Origin of the sequence: Dysgonomonas sp. 37-18 (assembly GCF_001899125.1) — a bacterium.
In the GTDB taxonomy this organism is placed as follows: domain Bacteria; phylum Bacteroidota; class Bacteroidia; order Bacteroidales; family Dysgonomonadaceae; genus Dysgonomonas.
Genome location: NZ_MKVC01000041.1, coordinates 259,905 through 280,116, shown reverse-complemented (window position 1 = coordinate 280,116; position 20,212 = coordinate 259,905). Strand labels below are relative to the sequence as shown.

Annotated in this window: 21 protein-coding genes; 2 read left to right on the top strand and 19 right to left on the bottom strand. The window is 38.0% G+C overall.

The window, feature by feature from the left end; genetic code table 11:
- Positions 1-59 precede the first annotated feature (59 nt).
- From BGO84_RS16585 to mutY, 19 genes are all read right to left on the bottom strand, one after another.
- Entirely contained in the window at positions 60-524 is a 465-nt protein-coding gene (locus tag BGO84_RS16585) for a single-stranded DNA-binding protein (RefSeq protein ID WP_291030866.1), read from the bottom strand.
- A gap of 64 nt (positions 525-588) precedes the next feature.
- On the bottom strand, positions 589-1,104 hold the full coding sequence (locus tag BGO84_RS16580) for a mechanosensitive ion channel domain-containing protein (RefSeq protein WP_135106856.1): 516 nt from the start codon (positions 1,102-1,104) through the stop codon (positions 589-591).
- 102 nt (positions 1,105-1,206) lie between these two features.
- Positions 1,207-2,028 carry a hypothetical protein gene (locus BGO84_RS16575; RefSeq protein ID WP_291030864.1) on the bottom strand — a complete coding sequence of 274 codons (822 nt, stop codon included), beginning with the start codon at positions 2,026-2,028 and terminating at the stop codon, positions 1,207-1,209.
- A gap of 25 nt (positions 2,029-2,053) precedes the next feature.
- Positions 2,054-3,316 carry a hypothetical protein gene (locus BGO84_RS16570; protein WP_291030862.1) on the bottom strand — a complete coding sequence of 421 codons (1,263 nt, stop codon included), beginning with the start codon at positions 3,314-3,316 and terminating at the stop codon, positions 2,054-2,056.
- Positions 3,317-3,318: 2 nt separating this feature from the next.
- Positions 3,319-3,867 carry a sigma-70 family RNA polymerase sigma factor gene (locus BGO84_RS16565; protein WP_006841397.1) on the bottom strand — a complete coding sequence of 183 codons (549 nt, stop codon included), beginning with the start codon at positions 3,865-3,867 and terminating at the stop codon, positions 3,319-3,321.
- A gap of 118 nt (positions 3,868-3,985) precedes the next feature.
- Positions 3,986-4,405, bottom strand: coding sequence for a biopolymer transporter ExbD (locus BGO84_RS16560; protein WP_291030860.1), 420 nt, complete (start codon positions 4,403-4,405; stop codon positions 3,986-3,988).
- Between the two features lie 31 nt (positions 4,406-4,436).
- On the bottom strand, positions 4,437-5,144 hold the full coding sequence (locus BGO84_RS16555; RefSeq protein ID WP_135106848.1) for a MotA/TolQ/ExbB proton channel family protein: 708 nt from the start codon (positions 5,142-5,144) through the stop codon (positions 4,437-4,439).
- Between the two features lie 89 nt (positions 5,145-5,233).
- Positions 5,234-6,658: an NADH-quinone oxidoreductase subunit N gene (locus BGO84_RS16550; RefSeq protein ID WP_135106847.1), complete on the bottom strand. Its 1,425-nt coding sequence runs from the start codon at positions 6,656-6,658 to the stop codon at positions 5,234-5,236.
- 41 nt (positions 6,659-6,699) lie between these two features.
- Positions 6,700-8,178 carry an NADH-quinone oxidoreductase subunit M gene (locus BGO84_RS16545; protein ID WP_291030858.1) on the bottom strand — a complete coding sequence of 493 codons (1,479 nt, stop codon included), beginning with the start codon at positions 8,176-8,178 and terminating at the stop codon, positions 6,700-6,702.
- A gap of 23 nt (positions 8,179-8,201) precedes the next feature.
- Positions 8,202-10,139: an NADH-quinone oxidoreductase subunit L gene (gene nuoL / locus BGO84_RS16540; RefSeq protein WP_291030856.1), complete on the bottom strand. Its 1,938-nt coding sequence runs from the start codon at positions 10,137-10,139 to the stop codon at positions 8,202-8,204.
- Between the two features lie 21 nt (positions 10,140-10,160).
- Positions 10,161-10,505: an NADH-quinone oxidoreductase subunit NuoK gene (gene nuoK / locus BGO84_RS16535; protein ID WP_006841403.1), complete on the bottom strand. Its 345-nt coding sequence runs from the start codon at positions 10,503-10,505 to the stop codon at positions 10,161-10,163.
- Positions 10,506-10,525: 20 nt separating this feature from the next.
- Entirely contained in the window at positions 10,526-11,029 is a 504-nt protein-coding gene (locus BGO84_RS16530) for an NADH-quinone oxidoreductase subunit J (RefSeq protein WP_135106841.1), read from the bottom strand.
- Positions 11,030-11,053: 24 nt separating this feature from the next.
- Positions 11,054-11,635 (bottom strand): 4Fe-4S binding protein, encoded by a 582-nt coding sequence (locus tag BGO84_RS16525; protein WP_291030854.1) that lies wholly within the window; start codon positions 11,633-11,635, stop codon positions 11,054-11,056.
- Positions 11,636-11,654: 19 nt separating this feature from the next.
- Positions 11,655-12,761 (bottom strand): NADH-quinone oxidoreductase subunit NuoH, encoded by a 1,107-nt coding sequence (gene nuoH, locus BGO84_RS16520; RefSeq protein ID WP_252637258.1) that lies wholly within the window; start codon positions 12,759-12,761, stop codon positions 11,655-11,657.
- 111 nt (positions 12,762-12,872) lie between these two features.
- On the bottom strand, positions 12,873-14,504 hold the full coding sequence (locus tag BGO84_RS16515) for an NADH-quinone oxidoreductase subunit D (RefSeq protein WP_291030851.1): 1,632 nt from the start codon (positions 14,502-14,504) through the stop codon (positions 12,873-12,875).
- 59 nt (positions 14,505-14,563) lie between these two features.
- Positions 14,564-15,148: an NADH-quinone oxidoreductase subunit B gene (locus tag BGO84_RS16510; protein WP_135106833.1), complete on the bottom strand. Its 585-nt coding sequence runs from the start codon at positions 15,146-15,148 to the stop codon at positions 14,564-14,566.
- A complete protein-coding gene (locus BGO84_RS16505; protein WP_291030849.1) occupies positions 15,139-15,492 on the bottom strand; it encodes an NADH-quinone oxidoreductase subunit A in 354 nt (117 codons plus the stop codon). The genes BGO84_RS16510 and BGO84_RS16505 overlap by 10 nt, the downstream gene beginning before the upstream one ends.
- 203 nt (positions 15,493-15,695) lie before the next feature.
- Entirely contained in the window at positions 15,696-16,622 is a 927-nt protein-coding gene (locus BGO84_RS16500) for a glycosyltransferase family 2 protein (RefSeq protein WP_291030847.1), read from the bottom strand.
- Between the two features lie 67 nt (positions 16,623-16,689).
- Positions 16,690-17,748 carry an A/G-specific adenine glycosylase gene (gene mutY, locus BGO84_RS16495; RefSeq protein ID WP_291030845.1) on the bottom strand — a complete coding sequence of 353 codons (1,059 nt, stop codon included), beginning with the start codon at positions 17,746-17,748 and terminating at the stop codon, positions 16,690-16,692.
- 158 nt (positions 17,749-17,906) lie between these two features.
- On the opposite strand from mutY, the gene BGO84_RS16490 reads away from it, so the two are divergent.
- Together BGO84_RS16490 and BGO84_RS16485 are read left to right on the top strand one after the other, a co-directional pair.
- The gene (locus tag BGO84_RS16490; RefSeq protein WP_006841412.1) at positions 17,907-18,182 is read left to right on the top strand and encodes an HU family DNA-binding protein; all 276 of its coding nucleotides are present in this window, start codon (positions 17,907-17,909) and stop codon (positions 18,180-18,182) included.
- 307 nt (positions 18,183-18,489) lie between these two features.
- Positions 18,490-20,064, top strand: coding sequence for an Rne/Rng family ribonuclease (locus tag BGO84_RS16485; protein WP_006841413.1), 1,575 nt, complete (start codon positions 18,490-18,492; stop codon positions 20,062-20,064).
- Positions 20,065-20,212 lie beyond the last annotated feature (148 nt).

Genomic DNA, 20,212 nt, shown 5'->3' with positions numbered 1-20,212 from the left:
ATATTTTATTCTATACACTTCCTCTAAGGAAGCATTATACATATCTTTCAGTATCTAAATCAGAATGGCAGGTCATCCTCCTCTCCCATCATCGGAGGGGCTTGATATCCTGTATTCTCTGTCGGTATGTTATCCGAACCATACCCCGTAGGTGAACCATAGCCGGCAGGAGAGTCTCCGCCTTCACGTTTACGACTTCCCAATAGTTCAAGATTGTCTGCATATATCTCATTAACGTAACGCTTCACTCCATTGGCATCATCGTAAGTGCGCGAACGGATTTTCCCTTCAACATATACCTGAGTACCTTTTCTCACAAATTGTTCTGCGACTTTAGCCAAGCCACGCCAGCAAACAATATTATGCCACTCTGTACGGTCAGGTATCTGAGTTCCGTTTGCAGCTGTGTAGCCTCTTTCGGTAGTAGCCAACGTAAAGTTAGCAACAACGCTTCCGTTATCAAAATATTTTACATCGGGGTCTTTCCCTACATTTCCTACCAGTATTACTTTATTTATCGACATATCCTGAAATATTTTTTAACTATAATACACAAATATAGAAAAAAAATCGCTTGTTGTTATTTCATTATTCTTCTTTCGGTTTGCCAACCGATACTATTTTTTGAAGAAATAAAGAATTAGGTATTATAATCTGTTCTCCATCCATTGTTCTGAGGTATGTATGAAAAGTAAGCACATTCTCTATTGTAGCCTCTATCGGAGTATCCTTATCAAGAATATGTATTTTATCTCCTATCCTGAAGGGCATCGAAAAGAAAATTATAATGCCAGCCGTAATATTGCTAAGGATAGACCATTGCGCAAACAAAGCAACCCCAATAACAGCAAATATAGAAGAAACTGCAACCAACATATTCTGAGGTTGTACTCCCCATATAATTGCAAGCGCAACAACACAAACAAAATTAATCAGTATATTGATTACCTGTATTATTTGAAATATTCGGGCTTCAGCCTTTAAGGTTAGTTGCCCATATTTTATTATTATCTTTCTTGATACATATTTAGATAGTGGCGTTAGTAATATAATAAAAACTGACGCTATAATCTGAGGTAAATACTCTTCTACAACTTCAATCATTCCTTATTGTCCTTTTTAATATTAATATAAAACTTATTTATAACAAAAAAGCACAACTTTTGATTGTTGTGCCTTCTCATATATTTCATCATATACTATTTATCAAGATGCTGACTCAAAGTATAGGAGATATTTGGCCGATGAGTCGGTGTTCCAATTTCCATCTAATGTTTCTTTTACAACATCCTTACCATTTTCTGTCAAGGTCTTGTTATAACGGAATTTTATAGGGATAGCAACACTTTTTTCATTATTGAAGCTGAATTTTCCACTCTGATATTGGAAATACGATCTTAATTGCGTCATTTTCGCTACATATAATACAGCTCTACTACCTAGAGCTCCATTAACTTCAAGTCTTTTTCCAAATCTAACATCGATAATTATCTTATTATTCCCTATTTCTTGAACTACACCATTGACTTCTTCTTTTTGATTAGAAGGGTCATAATAAAAATACATATCTGCAACAGTTCCTTCTTTCAATTGTGCCTGAGCTCCAAAAACCCATCCGTCTCCAAAAAAATCTTTTATCGGATAAGGAAATGGAGATGTGAATGTAGTTGGGTTAAAGTCATCTACTCTATCCGGAGCTTTAACGGCTACACTGGTTTGTTCTATTCTAACCAAAGGTTGGCCATAATCGGTTCCTTGATAAACCCCATTACCCAATGATTGAGAAGTATTTATAGAATAACCCATCGTATAATACTGTCCTTCTATAGTATTCGACGCATTTACCTGATCTGTTACAATCCATGTTCTGTAACTTGCTACAGCGGCTACTTTCATGCTGTTCTTGGTGGTTACAAAAACATAGTCATTGTTAATATTTATCTTATTATCACTGTCTCCAAGGCAAGAAGAAAATAAAAGCCCTACAGCGAATACCCCACAGATCAATTTTAGTATTGATGTTTTCATGTTTTAAATTAATTATTCGTAAATATTAAAAATCGAACTTAACACCCAGATTAAAATCCAATTGAATTTTTCGATCTGAGTATATTGTGGAGTACTTATTTCCGGCATCAAAATAATAAGCACCTCCAATCGTTCCGTAAAGATACAATTTTTTATAAATAGGATATGCACCTCCTATCCCTACATTTGCAGAAAATTGAGGATTAGCCTGTTTTATTGATTCTTTCATATAGTATGGCTCTGAATAATAAAGATCTCGAGGGAGCCCCATAACAATAAGGGTAGATTCTGTATACGCTATCTTACTTTCGTATTGCCCCTTAATATCTTTTTGCACCATCCCTCCGGCAGAGAAATAAAATTTAGCCTTACCCAATTCATAGAATTTATAATTCAACGTTAATGGTACCCCCAAATAATGGAAGTATTGATTTTCTCGAATATTAAAGGCACTATTTGAGGTTATCTTAGAAGAAAGATAAGTGTAAACAATACCTGTTTCTAAAGATAAATTAGGAGTAATGCTTTTAGAAACCTTCAATCCAAATGAAATCGGCAAGCTATGTTGCAACTTAAATTCTTTGTTTTCTTTAGCAAGGGCATCATTGAAAGATCTGCCTCTGGTAGGATAAGAGAATAATAAACGTCCACCACTTTGACTGATATCTTGCCCAAATAAAGCTGAATTAGCAGAAAACCCTACAGAAAGACCTGAACCCGATTTCTTTTTCGGCAAGAGTTGCACCGCCCTATGATCATCACTACTGCGTAAGGATTTCTCTTTTACTTCTTCTTTCTTTTCCGGTTTAATCGATTCTTTCTCCAGATCTTGTGAAGGAGTTGAAACCTGCACATCAACAACCGCTTTCTTCTCCTGCAGCTCGGCTCTTGCTATAATAGGTCTTATCGCAGTTCGTGAAGAAATCACGATCGTTGTATCATCAAGCTTGATTGTATCCTGAATAGCTTCTTCTATTGTAGCTACTTTTGGTTCTTCGGGTACAACCAAATTACTACCTTTCGGAATAAGTAGTACACCGGTAACAACTGCCGCAGCAACACCTACTGTTATCAATGCAGTCTTTATTAGAGAGACCTTAGAGGCTGTTGCAACAGAAGAACCCGAAGAAGAAGAGGTGGAGCTGGACGCAGAAGATGGGTCAGCAGGTGCTGCCTGCTGAGACAAAAGTTGATCTAACCCACCCCATAGGGATGCAGGCACTTCCGGCTCAAAGTCTTTCAACTTTGAGGAGAATAGATCCTTTATTTTGTCTTTATCTTCTATCATCTTTACACTCTCTCGTTTACATATTTTTTTACCCTATCCTGCAATATTTGCCTGGCCCTCACATACTGTGAGCGAGAAGTTCCTTCACTTATACCAAGCATATCAGCAATTTCTTTATGGGAGTAATCTTCTATAGCATACAAATTAAAAACAGTAGAGTAACCTTTCGGTAATTCTTGTACCATTTTCAATAGTTCCGTTTCCGATATCCTGTACATCTGATCGTCTTCTGTTGATTCATCAACGACCTCCGGGAGATTTTGGATATCCTCAGAAGAATGAAATATTGACTTTTTCTTTCTTAAGTTTTCTAAAGCAAGGTTTATAAATACGCGTTTCATCCATCCTTCAAAAGAACCTCTTTCCTGATATGAACCGATATTTGAAAAAACTTTCATGAAGCCATCCTGTAAAAGATCCTGCGCAGCATCCTGATCCGAACTATAACGGAGACATATGCTATACATCTTACGAGCGTAAGTTTCGTAGAGCATTTTTTGTGCGTCCCGCTTTTGTTCTTTACAGCCTGCTATCATTTGCAGTTCATTCATATTGGCTAAGCCTCACTTTAAAGATGCATTTTTTGTGGAAGTGTTGCATCTGTCAGTGATAAAAAAATTATATCACCTCTTTTTAAAACTTTATAATATAAAGATTATTGAGTATAAATCATTCAGGTTTTTGAGTGAAAAGAACCATCTTCACCTGAAGTTTATTTCCTATATCTATAACATCTACAACATCCTGTAAGCTCAACGACTTATCGGCTTGTAGCAAAACGTTCATTTCTACATTTGGGTTATCAGCCTTCTCCTTTGCCAGGACAGCACCCAATGCAGACTCTAATTCACTTTTTTGTAGTTCTTTGTCATCAATGAAATATCGTAAATCTTTTGTTATGATTACGTTTATATTTTTCTTTGTCACTACCTTTTCCGAGGTTGCGGCATTGGGAAGTAGCACTCTGATAGCAGCTGGTGTCACCATCGTGGATATAATAAGAAAGAATAATAATAAAAAGAACATTATATCATTCAATGATGCAGTATATACCTCGGCTGTTCTTGTTTTTCTTCGTTCTATCTTCATTTTAATTCAATGTCTTTACTCAAAACAAATATTATGCTACTATTGTTCCCTTCTTAGATGCACGTATAGCTTTAAGCACTTCGTTCGAGTCTTTGTCTATGTTTACAACCACTTTATCAATACGTCCATTGAGTATGTAGTAACCTGAATATGCAACAATACCTACCAACAAACCGGCTGCCGAACATATCATTTTCTGATACAATCCGGTAGAAATAGTATCGATAGCGAGATCATTTGTACGTGCAATATCATAAAATATCTTTATAACTCCAAATATTGTTCCTAAAAATCCAAGCATAGGTGCAATAGAAGCGGTAATTCCCAACCAGTTCATTTGGTTTTCAAGGATATTTACCTGTTGGCGTGCTTCAACCTCCATTGCTTCTTCTATCTCTTTTTCACTCAATTCAAATTCTTTCAATCCGGCGGCAATAACTTTCGCCGAAGCATAAGGACGTTCTATACAAAATTTCAAAGCCTTATCAATTTTCCCTTCATTCACCAACTCGATAACGCGAGACAGCCAAATAGAGTCTTTCTTTCCCAGACGACTTATTACAAGCCACTTGTTTATAATAACATAAATGGAGAGTAACGACAGAAGAAATATAGGTAAAAGTACCCATCCCCCTTTCAGTACAAGACTAAAATATGTTTCTTCAGGTGCAGTCTGTGCAGCTTGATCTGCCATTTCGATCACCGGGTTTGCTGCTTGTAGTAAAATGAATAAATTCATATATATTGATTCCTTATTATTACATAAAATTCGACAGAAGTCCCAAAGATAAGGCCTTCTGTCGAATTATTTTTATTCTTTAATATTCTTTAATATATACCAAAGCTAACGTGTGCTATATACTCATAGAAGTAACTTACTACACCTACGGCAAAAATACCGATCATTGATATTACTAAAGAAGCTTTCATATACTTATCTGTATCTAGCGATTCGATAGGAGAATCTGCCTTTTTTATAAACATTGCCTTCACTACCAACAGATAATAGAAGAGTGATATAACAGTGTTGAGGAACGCTAAGAAAACCAACAAAGTGTGTCCTTGTTCCATAGCTGCCATAAAAACAAACAGCTTACTGAAAAATCCTGCGGCAAATGGAATTCCTCCAAGAGAGAACATGGCGATCATCATTGCCAACGCTAATTTCGGATTTGAATAATACAATCCGTTGTAGTCATCCATATTCACTTTACCTGTTTTATCTTCCACTGCTGAGATAACACCAAAGGCTGCAAGATTAGAAAAGATATAAACAAATACATAAAATATAGTTGCTGCCATACCTGCCGATGTTCCGGTAAATACACTCAGCATAATATATCCTGCCTGCGAAATAGATGAGAAGGCAAGGAAGCGTTTCATATTTTTCTGACGAAGAGCAAACAAGTTACCAACAGTAATAGTAACAAGGATTACAATCCAGATTATATTTTGCCATACATCTTGCAATGCAGGGAATACCTTAAACAAGATAGTCATAAGAGCAAACACAGCCGCTCCTTTCGATATGGTAGATAAATACAAAGTCACATTAGTAGGTGCTCCCTGATATGTGTCCGGTGCCCAAAGATGGAAAGGAACCAAAGATATCTTGAAGAACAATCCACTCATAACAAACACCATTGCCATAACCACAAGTGGTGTAGAATAGATATTTGCAGCTATATCTGTATAGTAAAGAGTTCCGCAAGCTCCGTATAGGAAAGACAACCCGAATGTCATGATTGCTGAAGAGAATATAGCATTAAATATATATTTTGCTCCGGCTTCGGCCGATTCTTTTTTGTATTTATTAAAAGCAACTAAAGCTGCGATAGGTAAAGATGCTGTTTCGAGCCCGATATAGAATAACAAGAAGTTTCCTGAAGATATCATCAAGTACATCCCAATCAGAGTAAGGGTTGTGAGCATAAAAAACTCTCCCCGTTTCAATATCGAATCAGGCTTTTTAAGCCATGAGTTTGCTTGCAAGAAAATAAGGAAGACGCCTATATTAAGAATATTCTTTATCGTAAGATAAGCAGGGCCTGTAACATACATTCCGGCAAAAGAGCTTCCGTCGTCTTTGATAAAGAAACAAAAAACTGTATGTATAAGGAATATGCCACAAGCTACCGGAAAATAATATTTCTTAGCGTTGTCTGAAGCAAACAAATCATAACAAATAAGTAAGAGAAATACCACAATCAGTGATAGCTCATGCTTCATCAACAAATAATTACTTAAATCCATCTTTATATCTTAAAATTACAATGTTTACTATTTATCCTTACTTATTTTATATATGCCAAACTCGCACTGATAAGATCGGAAATCCAACTCGGAAACAATCCCATTCCGGCAACACAAACAATCAATCCCACTGTAGCTACTTTTTCATGCCATACTGCATCTGTCAGCTCCAAGTGGTGCGGATCTTGTACCGGTCCATATAAAATTTTGCCAACTACTTTCAATATATAAACTGCTGTCGCAACAATTGAAGATACGGCAACAATCGTGAATATACGGTGGAAAAGATCGCTATGTTGGAATGAACCTACAAAGATTGTCATCTCTGCTACGAATCCACTCAATCCCGGAAGCCCCAAAGAAGCCATACCGGCAATAACATAACACACGCTAAGGAATGGCATAATTTTCATGAGCCCTCCCATCTGCCGAATATCACGAGTATGAGTACGACCATATATCATTCCTATCAGAGCAAAGAATAGGGCTGTCATCAATCCGTGTGAAAGCATCTGCATCACAGCTCCTGTCATTGCAGTCTGATTCATCATCAATATTGCAAACAATACCAGTCCGCAGTGACTCACCGAAGAGTATGCATTGATATATTTCAAGTCTGTTTGAGAAATAGCTCCCAATGCTCCGTAGATAACGCTTATACCTGTTAGGATAATGAATATCCATGAAAGTTCGTGAGCAGCTTCCGGCATCAGGCGCATTGCTATACGGAAACATCCGTATCCCCCCAGTTTCATCAATACTCCGGCATGAAGCATAGACACAGCCGTAGGCGCAGATGCGTGACCATCAGGCGACCATGTATGGAATGGGAAAAGAGCTCCCAACACACCAAAACCTAAGAACGTAAGTGGAAATATCCAATATTGAGCAGCTACAGGTATTGCATTGTTTGCAGCTACCTCCAGCATATTAAATGTATAATCTCCCGTTGTTGAAGAGTTGAAATAGATACCGAATATACCAACTGCAAGGAAAGCAGAGCCTCCCATCAGCATCAGGGTAAGTTTCATCGCCGAATATTCTTTTCGTCCTGTTCCCCATAGTCCGATAAGCAGATACATCGGAATCAAAGCAATCTCATAGAAGAAGAACATCGTGAACATATCCAATGAGATAAAGAATCCATATACCCCCACCGAAAGTAAGGTCAGCCACATAAAGAAATCTTTAGGCAGCGGATTCATATTCCATGATGCAAAAGTTCCGGTGAATATAATAACAGAGGTAAGCAAAAGCATCAAGACCGAAATACCATCAACACCGATAGCGTAATGGATATTCAACGCCGCAAACCAAACCTTATCATAAGTAAACAACATTTCGGCTGTGTTGCCGGCACTGCGTTCTGCATAGAACATAAAGAGTAAAGCAACAGCCAATACTATTTCAATGGCTGCACCGATTACCGCTACGGTACGGATTTGTTTAATGTTGCGGCATGGTATAAATGCTAACAACATCAAGACAGGTACAAGAACAAATAATGAAAGAATATTCATTGTTTTATATTTTAATCTATATCTTACTTACAAATAAAACATATCAGCCATCCGGCAAAACCCACAACCAAAATCAATGCTCCCAACAAGTATGCCAATGCGTACTGCTGAATATAGCCTGATTGTAGTCCTTTGATAGAGCGGGCAGCAGCCTGAGTCACGTATGCCAAAGAGTCCATAAAGGCATCTACAACATTACGGTCAAACCATGCAATAGGCTTAGATATACGCTTGAATATAATGCTACGGGTTACAAACAACCATAGTTCGTCGAAATAGAACTTATGCAAAGCCCATGTATACAACGTACTGATATTTGTTGCAATTTTATCCGGTATTTCATTTTTCTTATAGTATAGTTTAAATGCAATACCCATTCCTATCAGTGAAATCACAACACTTGTTATAGCCACCTGCATATTAATATGCGCATCGTATGGCATTCTGTCTGAAGTCACAAAATGGCTGAAAGGTACATATCCGGCTCCGAACGCAAATATAGCTAGTATGATCAACGGGATAGCCATTGCAGGACCAGCTTCGTGCGGCTCGTGATGATAGTGTTTCTTTTCGTAGAAGAATATACGAAGGAACAAACGAGTCATATAAAATGCTGTAAGACCGGCAGCGAAAGATAGTATAAAGTATATAACTTTATTGTGTTCGTATGCCGCAGCTAATATTTCATCTTTACTATAAAATCCGGAGAAGAAAGGAATACCTGCTATCGCAAATAAAGCTACAGCAAAGGCAACACCTGTAATTGGTAATTTTTTCCACAATCCTCCCATGTCGTCCATCTCGTTGCTATGAACAGCATGTATAATAGCACCCGCACACAAGAACAATAATGCTTTGAAGAATGCGTGAGTAAATAAATGGAACATACCGGCCATATACCCCAAACCTTCGTGTCCTCCATATTCGGAAACCCCAAGAGAGGTTAACATAAATGCGATTTGAGATATGGTAGAAAATGCCAATACACGTTTTATATCGGTCTGAGTACAAGCTACAATCGCTGCAAACAATGCGGTTATCGCACCTACATAACCAATAAAATGCAATATATCAGGTGCTCCGAAGGCATACACAGGGAACAAACGTGCAACAAGGAACACTCCGGCTACAACCATCGTTGCGGCGTGGATCAACGCCGAAGCAGGTGTAGGACCTTCCATGGCATCCGGCAACCAGATATGGAATGGCATCATTGCTGATTTTCCGGCTCCACCCATAAATATAAGTAGCATCGCCCACGATATAATCGACAAGCCTAAGAACGATGAACCTTGCATGGTAGCAATAAACGGTGCACCCTGAGCTGTTATATCTGTAAAATCGAATGAGCCTGAAAAATATGATAGCAATAAAATTCCTACAAGAAAAAAGAAGTCGGCAAAACGAGTCACAATGAAAGCCTTCTTCGAAGCTGCTACTGCAGACGGTTTGATATAATAGAAACTGATAAGCAAGAAGGATGATACCCCCACAAGTTCCCAGAAAATATACATTTGGAAAATATTGGTTGCAACAACCAGTCCCAACATGGCAAAACTAAACAATGAAAGGAAGGCATAATAACGTTGAAAGCCTTTTTCTCCTTTCATATACCCTAAACTGTAAACATGCACCATCAATGATACTGTAGTGATTACAACAAGCATCATTACCGAAATAGGGTCAAGATAAACACCCAAATCAATATGCAGTTTGTCGGTAAATGTAAGCCATCTCACCGCTGTATGAATCGCCTGATAGGCTCCGTCTACCTTACCCACAACAAAGAAATATTGATATGCCGTCAAGTAGGATAGTATTGTCATTACACTCAGAGAAGTTGTCCCCAGTATTCCGGCAACAACAGGTTTCATATATTTTCCACCCAGTCCGAGTATAAGAAACATAATAGCCGGCAAAGCAACTATCAGTATCGAATATGTAAAATCAAAATGTTCCATATTTTATTACTATTTCCCTGCTTAGTTTTTCATTTTAGTTATATTCTCATCCACATATATACTTTTCACATTACGGTATATATTGATGATAATAGCTATAGCAATAGCTGTTTCTGCCGCAGCAATACCTATTGCAAACAATGTGAAGAAGAATCCCTCAAGCTGTCCCGGATATAAATAGCGGTTAAACACCACAAAGTTTAGATCGGTAGCATTCAGCATCAACTCAACGGATATCAGTACCATCAACATATTTTTACGAGACAGGAAGCCATATACTCCTGCAAAAAACATGATGGTGCTCACAACCAGATATGCTTCGATTGGCACCGGCCCGGACAGAAAATTTGTTATAAACTCACCCATAACTTATATCTTTCTTTTTCTTATCTTTTTCTAGCAATCATGATTCCTCCAATGATACAAGCAAGGAGCAATATACTTATTGCTTCAAATGGTAGCAGATATTGATATTTGTCTGTTCCCATCATTCCCATACCTATATCCTGCATGTTCAATTCTTTCTGCGTGATGTAGGTATAAAACTTGTTGACATTGTAAAATATAATGTGTCCGCAAATAGCCAAACCTGCCAACGCAGCTAAAGCAGAAATAAATATCCTGCCCGGCTTCTCGAACTTAACATCTACTCCCGGCTCGTGAGTGAGCAAAATAGCGAATATAAACAGTACCATTACCCCTCCGCCATATACAGCAATCTGCACAGCCATCAGAAAATGATAATCCAACAATAAGTACAAGCCTGCAGTACCAAGAAGTACAAACAACAGGAATGTAGCTGAGCGAATAATCTTTTGTGTTGTTACTGCCATAATAGTAGAAAACACAATGATTGTTGCTAAAATGTAAAATATAATTTGTTCTGCCATAATCTATTGATTATCGTATATTGTTTATTCTTTGTCTTCTTTTACCTCTTGAACAGGTGCTGATGGAGCAGGAGCAGCACTGTCAACAGCAACTTCCACTTTAGCCACAGGCTTATCCACTACCGGTTTTGGCTCTTTCTTCTTTTCGCGAAGTTTAGATCCATCCCTATTCAATTGTTCTATCAGCTTGCTACGAGTAAACAGTGAGTTTTCGAACGTATTCGCAAACTTAATAGCATCAGACGGACAAGTAATCACACACAGGTTACAAAATGTACATAATCCTAGGTCGTATATATACTTGTCAAGAACTTTCTTTTTCTTGCCATCCTCTGTTTCTATCGATCTCGATATTACCTGTATTGTTCCATTGGGACAATTCATCTGGCAAATACCACAAGCAGTACAAGCATGCTCATTGTTTTCATCGTGAGGCATAGTCAACTCTCCACGAAAGCGATCGGGAATAACAAGGGTTGCCCTATTCTCAGGGTACTGCTCTGTGATCTTCTTAGTCCACAGCTCGCCCCATGTAATTCTCATCCCTGAGAGAAGAGATTTAATACCTCCAAATAATCCTGAAAAATATTCTGAAACTGAACTCATTTTCTTATACTATAATTTATTATTTCAGAGTCAAACCAAATACGACAAGAACTACCATCAATAAAATATTGAAGAGATTGATAGGTAGCAAATATTTCCATTCCAGATTCAACAACTGGTCGATACGCAAACGAGGGAATGTCCATCTTACCCACAAACTAAGGAAGATAAGAAATCCGGCTTTTCCGAAGAACCACAAGAATGATGGTATGTAATTCATAACCTCATTGAAGGCATCCCATCCTTGGATCTGAATAGGCATCCATCCGCCCAAAAATACAGTAGTGGCAATACCGGCTACGATAAACATATTCAGATATTCTGCCAAATAGAAGAAACCAAACTGCAGTCCCGAATATTCGGTGTGATATCCGGCTGTCAATTCCGATTCTGCTTCGGGCAAGTCGAATGGTCCACGGTTTGTTTCAGCATGTCCCGAAATCAGATAGATGATGAATGCTATAAGTGCCGGAACGTGCCCTGCAATTATATTCCATTGATGAAGATATGTTTGTCCTTCTATTATTTTAGAAAAGCTCATTGTTCCCGACAACACTACCATGGTCATCAAAGCAAAACCTGCCGACAATTCATAACTTATAAATTGCGCACCGCTTCGCATAGCACCGATCATCGAGTACTTGTTGTTACTAGACCATCCGGCCAGCAAAACCCCAATAATACCAAGTGAAGATACAGCCACAACATAAAACACTCCAATATTAAAATCTACAGCTTGTAATCCTTTACCGAAAGGCAATGCTCCGAATGTAAGCATAGATGCTATGATCATGAAGAAAGGTGCTGTAAAAAACAGGAATCTGTCCGACTGTCTTACATGGATAATTTCCTTGATAAGGATTTTTACCATATCGGCAACACTCTGAACTAGTCCATATTTACCGACACGATTAGGGCCCAAACGAGCCTGAAAGAAAGCTGTGATTTTACGTTCTACATATATCAGAATCAAGGCTAATACTGCGTATAAAGTCAGCAATGCAACAGCAACCAATACAAACTCTATAGCCAAGACCGCCCATGTAGGTAAATTCTTAGTCAGAAATACATCGAACTGGCTAAGCCAATATGATACTTCTACTACTTGAGAATCAAATAACAACATATATCTTCTTATATTGATGAAATAAATATTCAATTAATTAGTCGTCGGGTGTGACGAGGCAAAAGCAGTATAAACTGTGCCTTTCCTATCGCTACCCTAAAACACTCTTGATCAACGGTCAATATCCGGAATCACATAGTCCATAGATCCACCGATACCGATAAAGTCTGATATCTTCTCATCCGCACAGATCAATGGCATAGCCGAAACAGCAGCCATAGAAGGGGAACGGAACTTGAGGCGATAAGGAGTTTTATCTCCACGGCTTTCTATATATACTCCAAACTCTCCTCGTCCGGCTTCTACTCGCTGATAATACTCACCTTCAGGTAGTTTTATTATCGCTTTTGTTTTTGCCAGATAGTCTCCGTCAGGTATATTATCGATCAGTTGTTCTATGATTTTTAAAGATTCTTCTATTTCCTCAAGGCGATTCAAATATCGGTCGAAAGAGTCTCCATTTTCGCGGATAACTTCATTAAATTCAACCTTATCATACAACGCATAAGGTATATGCTTACGTATATCGCAAGAGAATCCCGAAGCACGTCCTGCAGGTCCTGTAACAGCATACGAAATGGCCTCTTCTTTCGACAGAAGTCCCAATCCTTTCATACGGCCTACTGCGATCACGTTTCCGGTGAATAGTTTATCATATTCAACCAAAGCCTTACGCATTACTGGTATAAATGCTTTTACATCCGACTGGAAATCAGGCTGTATATCAAACATCACACCACCAAGTACATTGTAGTTAATAATCAGACGACCCCCTGTGTTTTTCTCAAATATTTTAAGGATATCTTCCCTCTCGCGCATACCATATATAAAGGCTGTGGTAGAACCTAAGTCCATACACATCGTACCCCATGCAACCAAGTGAGAATCAATACGATTCAACTCATCCATGATAGTACGTATATATTGAGCTCTTCCGGGAACTTCTATCTGAGCAGCCTTTTCTACACACATACACAATCCATGACGGTTTATGTTGGCAGAAAGATAATCAAGGCGGTCTGTAAAGTGTAGTATTTGCGGGTAAGTGAGTTTCTCACTCAGCTTCTCTATTCCGCGATGAATGTAACCACTGTGCACGTCAATCTTTTTCACGATCTCACCTTCCAATGCTACACGAAAATGCATTACTCCGTGTGTGGACGGGTGCTGTGGTCCTATATTTATTATATAATCGTCTTTTTCGAAAATATCTACCCGCTCCTCTTTCAACTTACCATCGGGCATTTCTACAATACGTGGAGCAGTATCTATAATATCCTTACTTTCTATCGATACGGGATTCTTTACGGGACTCGCATCATAATCTTTTCTCAAAGGAAAACCAACCCAGTCTGAGTTGAGAAAGAAACGGCGCATATCAGGGTTGTTGATAAAGCGAATACCCAGCATGGCAAAAACTTCACGCTCATTATAGTGTGCAGTTTCCCAGATATCGGTAACTGTATACAATAATGGATTTACGCGATCTGCTGTTCCTGTTTTTACTGCTATTTCTTTCGACAAATCTGTTGAAGGACACAGCAAATAAGTTACCATCAGCATCTCTCCTTCATCAGTCCCTGTTAACATTGCCAAGTAATCGAAAGGCATTTCAGCATAGTTGCGAAGTGCTTTTACTAAATGACGTAGTTTATTAGGTTCTACAGTTACAGTTAAAGGTGTTTTATCTTCAATAACCGCTTCAGGTACAGCCTCGAGTATTACCTTCTTGATATTTTCCATTGTCTCTTTGTTTCTTAATCTTTTGAGGAAAAGTAAGGGATCTCAGTTCTATATTATTCTTATTTATCCCGTTTGATGTTCTTGTGTCCTTTACGGAACATAAAACGCTCTACTTTTATCTTACGTTGCAATTGCATCAAACCATAAAATAAAGCTTCCGGACGCGGAGGGCATCCCGGAACATATACATCTACAGGAATTATTTCATCAATACCCTTCACAACATGGTATGAATCTACAAATGGACCTCCCGAAATAGCGCAACTACCCATCGCAACTACATATTTTGGTTCTGCCATCTGATCATATACACGTTTCAAAAGCGGAGCCATCTTGTGCACAATCGTACCGGCCACCACCATTGTATCGGCCTGACGCGGACTGTTGCGAGTTACCTCCATCCCAAAGCGTGCCAAATCGTAACGAGCTGCTGCCGAAGCCATAAACTCAATACCGCAACAACTTGTAGCAAAAGCTAATGGCCACACTGAATTTGAGCGTCCCCAGTTGATCAGGTCATCAAGCTTACCTACTACAACAGGAACCCCGCCTTCGTTGAGCTCTTTGACATAATCCTCAAGGTATTCATTGTCCTTAAACTCCTCGTTAGGAATACCTTTTATATATATTTTCTTTATTTCCATTTTAATGCTCCTTTCTTCCAGGTATAAGCTAAGCCCAGACCCAATATTATTACGAAAAACAATATACTAATCAGACCAGGTATTTCCAATTGCCTTACGACTGTAGCCCAAGGAAAAAGGAATATAGCCTCAACGTCGAACATTAAGTAAAGAATTGCATACAGGTAATAACCTACCTTAAACTGCATCCAGGAAGTTCCATGGGTAGGGATACCACATTCGTATGGTTCTCCTTTCTGAGGATTGAAAGATTTTGGTGATAACAGTAAGGCCATGCCTAATCCGGCACAAACGAGTGTGATTCCAGTTAAGAAAACTACTAAAAAAAGAGCGGAAGAACTCATATTTTTATATTAAAATTAAGACTTTTCTATCGATTGTCTTTAGTTTTTGATAATATTCATAGCGTTTTGCTACAGGCATGAGACACAGACTCGGTTAGAGCCCTCCTGACAATCGGCGCAAAATTAATCTTTTATTTCAGAAACGCAAAAAATAAAACGCCAAATTATGTAAATTTGGCAACTATAGATTGCAAAATAGCGAATTAAGCCCGCTCTCTTACGATATAAATAGGTCGTTTTTTTGCTTCCATATATGTTTTTGATAAATATTGCCCCAAAATACCAAGACAAAACAACTGGATTCCTCCTATAAAGAAAATGATACACAAAGTAGATGCATAACCTTGCACCGGATCTCCGAACAATATCTTTTTGAAGATAATAAAGCATATCATAATGAATGCTATTATACAAAAAAGGATACCAAAAACGGATGCAATAATCAACGGGCGGGTAGAGAATGCAATTATCCCCTCCAGAGAATACAAAAACAATCCGATAAATGACCACTTTGTTTCTCCGGCCACACGTTCCACATTCTCAAAGGCAATCCATTTTGTTTTGAATCCGACCCAACCGAAAATACCTTTCGAAAAACGGTTGTATTCGCCCATTTCCAATATAGAATCAACCATCTGCCGCGTCATAAGACGAAAATCACGAGCCCCGTCTACAACTTCAGTATCTGATATCTTATTTATTAGCTTATAGAACTGCTTGGCAAAAAACGAACGGATAGGCGGTTCCCCTTTTCGGTCTACCCGGCGGGTAGCCACACAGTCGTAGTCTTCTGCTTTTAAGGTTTCATACATTTCCTTTATCAAGGACGGTGGATCTTGTAAGTCTGCATCAATTAACGATACATAATTTCCGGTAGCTGCTTGTAAGCCGGCATATATACCGGCTTCTTTACCGAAATTGCGGGAAAAAGACACAAAATGTACTCTTTCGTCCAACTCTCTTAGTTCTTTAATTACTGTTAAGGTTTTGTCCCTTGAGCCATCATTTATAAAAATAAATTCGAATTCCTGATCAGGCATTTCTTCCGCAAGTTTCACTACTTCTTTATACAAATACGGAAGGGCTTGTTCTTCATTGTAGCAAGGGACAATCAATGATATTTTATCCATATCGCTCTATTATTTGATTACAAAGTTAATTTTTTTTCGATCTTACACAAGCCCTAGAATATATAAGTCATAACTGTTCCAGATATTTATGCACCAATCGCGAAACCGGGTAATCGTCGATATCGGCTGCAGCGATCTTGAGATAATCTTTATCCAATCGAATTTCCGACACTTCTACTTTATAAAATATTGCATAAATAATTTGATGCGACAGAACATGTTTTATTTGCCTGATGTGTTGAATCTTAACATTAGAAGCAGCCTCAAACAACGCTTTAAATTTTTCATCTTTTTGCAATTCCTCAATCGCCAGTTCTTTTTCCGTCTCCAGAAGAGGCAATTCGTATAAATTTTGCCAGATATCTTTATCGCTTCGTTTGCGCAAGTACATAGATTCGCCGTGTCGGACATCAAAATAATTAAAATAACGGTTTCGCACTTTTTGCTTACCCGCCTTTTTAGGATATTGTGCTACTTTGTTTTGATCATACGCCAAACACATTGACGAAGCAGGACAAATATCACAACGAGGAGAAACAGGGACGCACTGCAATGCCCCAAATTCCATTATTGCCTGATTATGCAAGCCTGCATTAGCATCATCGAGCAACTCTTGAGCCAATTCTGCAAATACTTTTTTACCTTTGCCACTATCGATGGGTTCGTCAATAGCAAAAATACGTGACAACACTCTATACACATTACCATCTACCACTGCATAAGGCTGGTTATAAGAAATGGAAACTATAGCTGCCGCAGTATAATCGCCTACCCCCTTCAACTGCAACACATCTTTATGTTCGCGGGGGAAAACACCATTATAATCCTTCTCTATCGACTTCGCTGCCGCCTGAAGGTTTCGCGCCCTGCTATAATAACCAAGCCCCTGCCAAAGCTTCAATACTTCATCTTCGTCAGCCATTGCCAACATACCCACTTTCGGATATTTTTGTATAAACTTATTATAATAGGAGTAACCTTGATCTACACGTGTCTGCTGCAAGATAACCTCTGAAAGCCATATTGCATAGGGATCGGACGTATTACGCCATGGCAAATCCCTCTTATTTGCATCATACCACCTTATTAATATAGAGCTTAATCTTAAATCTTTTTCCATATTCATTTTAGAACACATTAATATCCGCTCAAAACAAGCTATAGTTGAACGTTAATTTCTTTATCTAGGAGAAAAAATGATAATTATTTGTTTCAAAGGTAAATAAAAAGCTATATATTTGCAGTCCAAAAAATTAATTGTTTCGAATTTAAAAAGATAAGAAAATGACAAAAGCTGACATCGTTAACGAAATTGCGAAAAATACAGGAATAGACAAAGCCACTGTATTAAAAACAGTTGAATCATTCATGGATGTTGTAAAAGACTCATTAAGCAAGAATGAAAACGTTTATTTAAGAGGTTTCGGTAGTTTCATAGTGAAGACAAGAGCTCAAAAAACAGCTCGTAACATCTCTAAAAATACGACTATCATCATACCTGCTCACTCAATTCCGGCATTCAAACCTGCCAAGACATTCATAACTCAAGTGAGAAAGTAATTTCGCCTTTTTATTAAATTAATTTCTAAATATAAATAACATGCCAAGCGGAAAGAAAAGAAAAAGACATAAAATGTCTACGCACAAGCGCAAAAAAAGATTAAGAAAGAACAGACACAAAAAGAAAAAATAATCTGTAATTCTTTTATTTAATGAAATATACGAGAACAAACTTACAAATTGTTGAATTTCTAAGTTTGTTCTTTGTGTATTTAATGAAAAAGCTTCTTGATACATAAAGAAGTAAACTCTACTATCAGATTTAAATAGGGAATTTAAATCTTATTTTTAATTCTAAAACATAGTTATGAATAGCGAACTAATAGTCGATGTTCAGCCCAATGAAGTCTCAATAGCAGTCTTGGAAGACAAGAAACTTGTCGAACTGCAAAAAGAAGGAAGAGACGCTTCATACGCGGTAGGAAACATCTATGCCGGCAAAGTTAAAAAACTGATGCCCGGATTAAATGCTGCTTTTGTAGACATAGGATACAAAAAGGACGCTTTTCTTCACTATTTAGATCTAGGTGCTCAATTCAAATCCGTTGATAAGTTTTACAAACAGGCTTTAGCTGATAAGAAAAAGTTTCCTAACATCTCGAAGATGAAAATGGAAGCAGACATAGACAAAAATGGGTCTATCAGCGACGTTCTAAAACCAGGACAAGAAATACTGGTACAAATAGCCAAAGAACCTATATCAACAAAAGGCCCCCGCCTCACAGCCGAGCTTTCACTGGCCGGCCGTTTTTTAGTTGTCATTCCATTCAACGACAAAGTATCTGTCTCTCAAAAAATTAAATCGAAAGAGGAGCGTGCTCGTCTAAGACAACTTATACAAAGCATAAAACCAAAAAACTTCGGAGTAATAGTAAGAACCGTAGCTGAAGGAAAAAAGGTAGCCGATCTGGATACAGAACTAAAAACATTGGTAAAACGTTGGGAGGACAATCTTCCTAAGATTCAGAAAAATAAACTTCCAACCCTCGTTTTTGAAGAAACAGGCCGTATTGTGGCCTTACTGAGAGACATCTTCAATCCTACCTTTCAGGAAATCCATGTCAATGATTTAGATACCTGCAACCAGATTAAGGACTATATATCATTTATAGCACCCGACAAAAAAAACATTGTAAAAAGTTATGACGGCGGGTTACCTATCTTTGATAATTTCAATGTAACGAAACAGGTAAAAGCCTTGTTTGGAAAAACAGTTACATTCCGCAATGGCGCATACCTCATCTTGGAACATACCGAAGCCCTTCACGTTGTAGATGTGAACAGCGGCAACAGGTCGAAGAATCCTGAAGCAGGACAAGAGAATAATGCATGGGAAGTGAATTCCGCAGCAGCAGAAGAAATAGCACGTCAATTGAGATTACGAGACATGGGGGGAATCATCGTAATCGACTTCATAGATATGACGGAAGGTGAGCACAAAGCACAACTAATGGCCAAAATGCAGGAGCTGATGGCGAATGATCGAGCAAAGCATAATATACTCCCACTGAGCAAATTCGGGCTAATGCAGATCACACGTCAGCGTGTACGTCCAGAGATGGAGATATCAACCACCGAAGCATGTCCTACATGTTTTGGAAAAGGAGAAATAAGACCATCCATACTGTTTACAGATACCCTGCGCATGAAAATAAGCTATCTGGTAAAAGATCTAAAAGTAAAGAATTTCAAACTCTATATACATCCGTATGTAGCAGCATTTATCAATAAAGGTTTTCCTTCATTAAAGTGGCAATGGAAATGGCGTTATGGCATGGGAGTAAAGATAATCCCAAACCAGAATCTGGCATTCCTGGAATATCACTTTATGGATGAAAATGGAGAAGAAATTGATATGAAACAAGATTTTGAAGTAAAGTAATAATTACTCAGAATATAAAAAAAGAGCTGTTTTTAATAATTAAAAACAGCTCTTTTTTTATTATTCACATACACCCTCGTAACTATTATTATACCTACAAATTAGCAAATAAGAAGAATATCCTTAAATTTGTATATTGATACAAAAC

Coding starts and splice junctions, on each gene's coding strand:
- BGO84_RS16585 (WP_291030866.1), bottom strand. CDS start 524: ATGTCGATAAATAAAGTAATACTGGTAGGAAATGTAGGGAAAGACCCC.
- BGO84_RS16580 (WP_135106856.1), bottom strand. CDS start 1,104: ATGATTGAAGTTGTAGAAGAGTATTTACCTCAGATTATAGCGTCAGTT.
- BGO84_RS16575 (WP_291030864.1), bottom strand. CDS start 2,028: ATGAAAACATCAATACTAAAATTGATCTGTGGGGTATTCGCTGTAGGG.
- BGO84_RS16570 (WP_291030862.1), bottom strand. CDS start 3,316: ATGATAGAAGATAAAGACAAAATAAAGGATCTATTCTCCTCAAAGTTG.
- BGO84_RS16565 (WP_006841397.1), bottom strand. CDS start 3,867: ATGAATGAACTGCAAATGATAGCAGGCTGTAAAGAACAAAAGCGGGAC.
- BGO84_RS16560 (WP_291030860.1), bottom strand. CDS start 4,405: ATGAAGATAGAACGAAGAAAAACAAGAACAGCCGAGGTATATACTGCA.
- BGO84_RS16555 (WP_135106848.1), bottom strand. CDS start 5,144: ATGAATTTATTCATTTTACTACAAGCAGCAAACCCGGTGATCGAAATG.
- BGO84_RS16550 (WP_135106847.1), bottom strand. CDS start 6,658: ATGGATTTAAGTAATTATTTGTTGATGAAGCATGAGCTATCACTGATT.
- BGO84_RS16545 (WP_291030858.1), bottom strand. CDS start 8,178: ATGAATATTCTTTCATTATTTGTTCTTGTACCTGTCTTGATGTTGTTA.
- nuoL (WP_291030856.1), bottom strand. CDS start 10,139: ATGGAACATTTTGATTTTACATATTCGATACTGATAGTTGCTTTGCCG.
- nuoK (WP_006841403.1), bottom strand. CDS start 10,505: ATGGGTGAGTTTATAACAAATTTTCTGTCCGGGCCGGTGCCAATCGAA.
- BGO84_RS16530 (WP_135106841.1), bottom strand. CDS start 11,029: ATGGCAGAACAAATTATATTTTACATTTTAGCAACAATCATTGTGTTT.
- BGO84_RS16525 (WP_291030854.1), bottom strand. CDS start 11,635: ATGAGTTCAGTTTCAGAATATTTTTCAGGATTATTTGGAGGTATTAAA.
- nuoH (WP_252637258.1), bottom strand. CDS start 12,761: ATGTTGTTATTTGATTCTCAAGTAGTAGAAGTATCATATTGGCTTAGC.
- BGO84_RS16515 (WP_291030851.1), bottom strand. CDS start 14,504: ATGGAAAATATCAAGAAGGTAATACTCGAGGCTGTACCTGAAGCGGTT.
- BGO84_RS16510 (WP_135106833.1), bottom strand. CDS start 15,148: ATGGAAATAAAGAAAATATATATAAAAGGTATTCCTAACGAGGAGTTT.
- BGO84_RS16505 (WP_291030849.1), bottom strand. CDS start 15,492: ATGAGTTCTTCCGCTCTTTTTTTAGTAGTTTTCTTAACTGGAATCACA.
- BGO84_RS16500 (WP_291030847.1), bottom strand. CDS start 16,622: ATGGATAAAATATCATTGATTGTCCCTTGCTACAATGAAGAACAAGCC.
- mutY (WP_291030845.1), bottom strand. CDS start 17,748: ATGAATATGGAAAAAGATTTAAGATTAAGCTCTATATTAATAAGGTGG.
- BGO84_RS16490 (WP_006841412.1), top strand. CDS start 17,907: ATGACAAAAGCTGACATCGTTAACGAAATTGCGAAAAATACAGGAATA.
- BGO84_RS16485 (WP_006841413.1), top strand. CDS start 18,490: ATGAATAGCGAACTAATAGTCGATGTTCAGCCCAATGAAGTCTCAATA.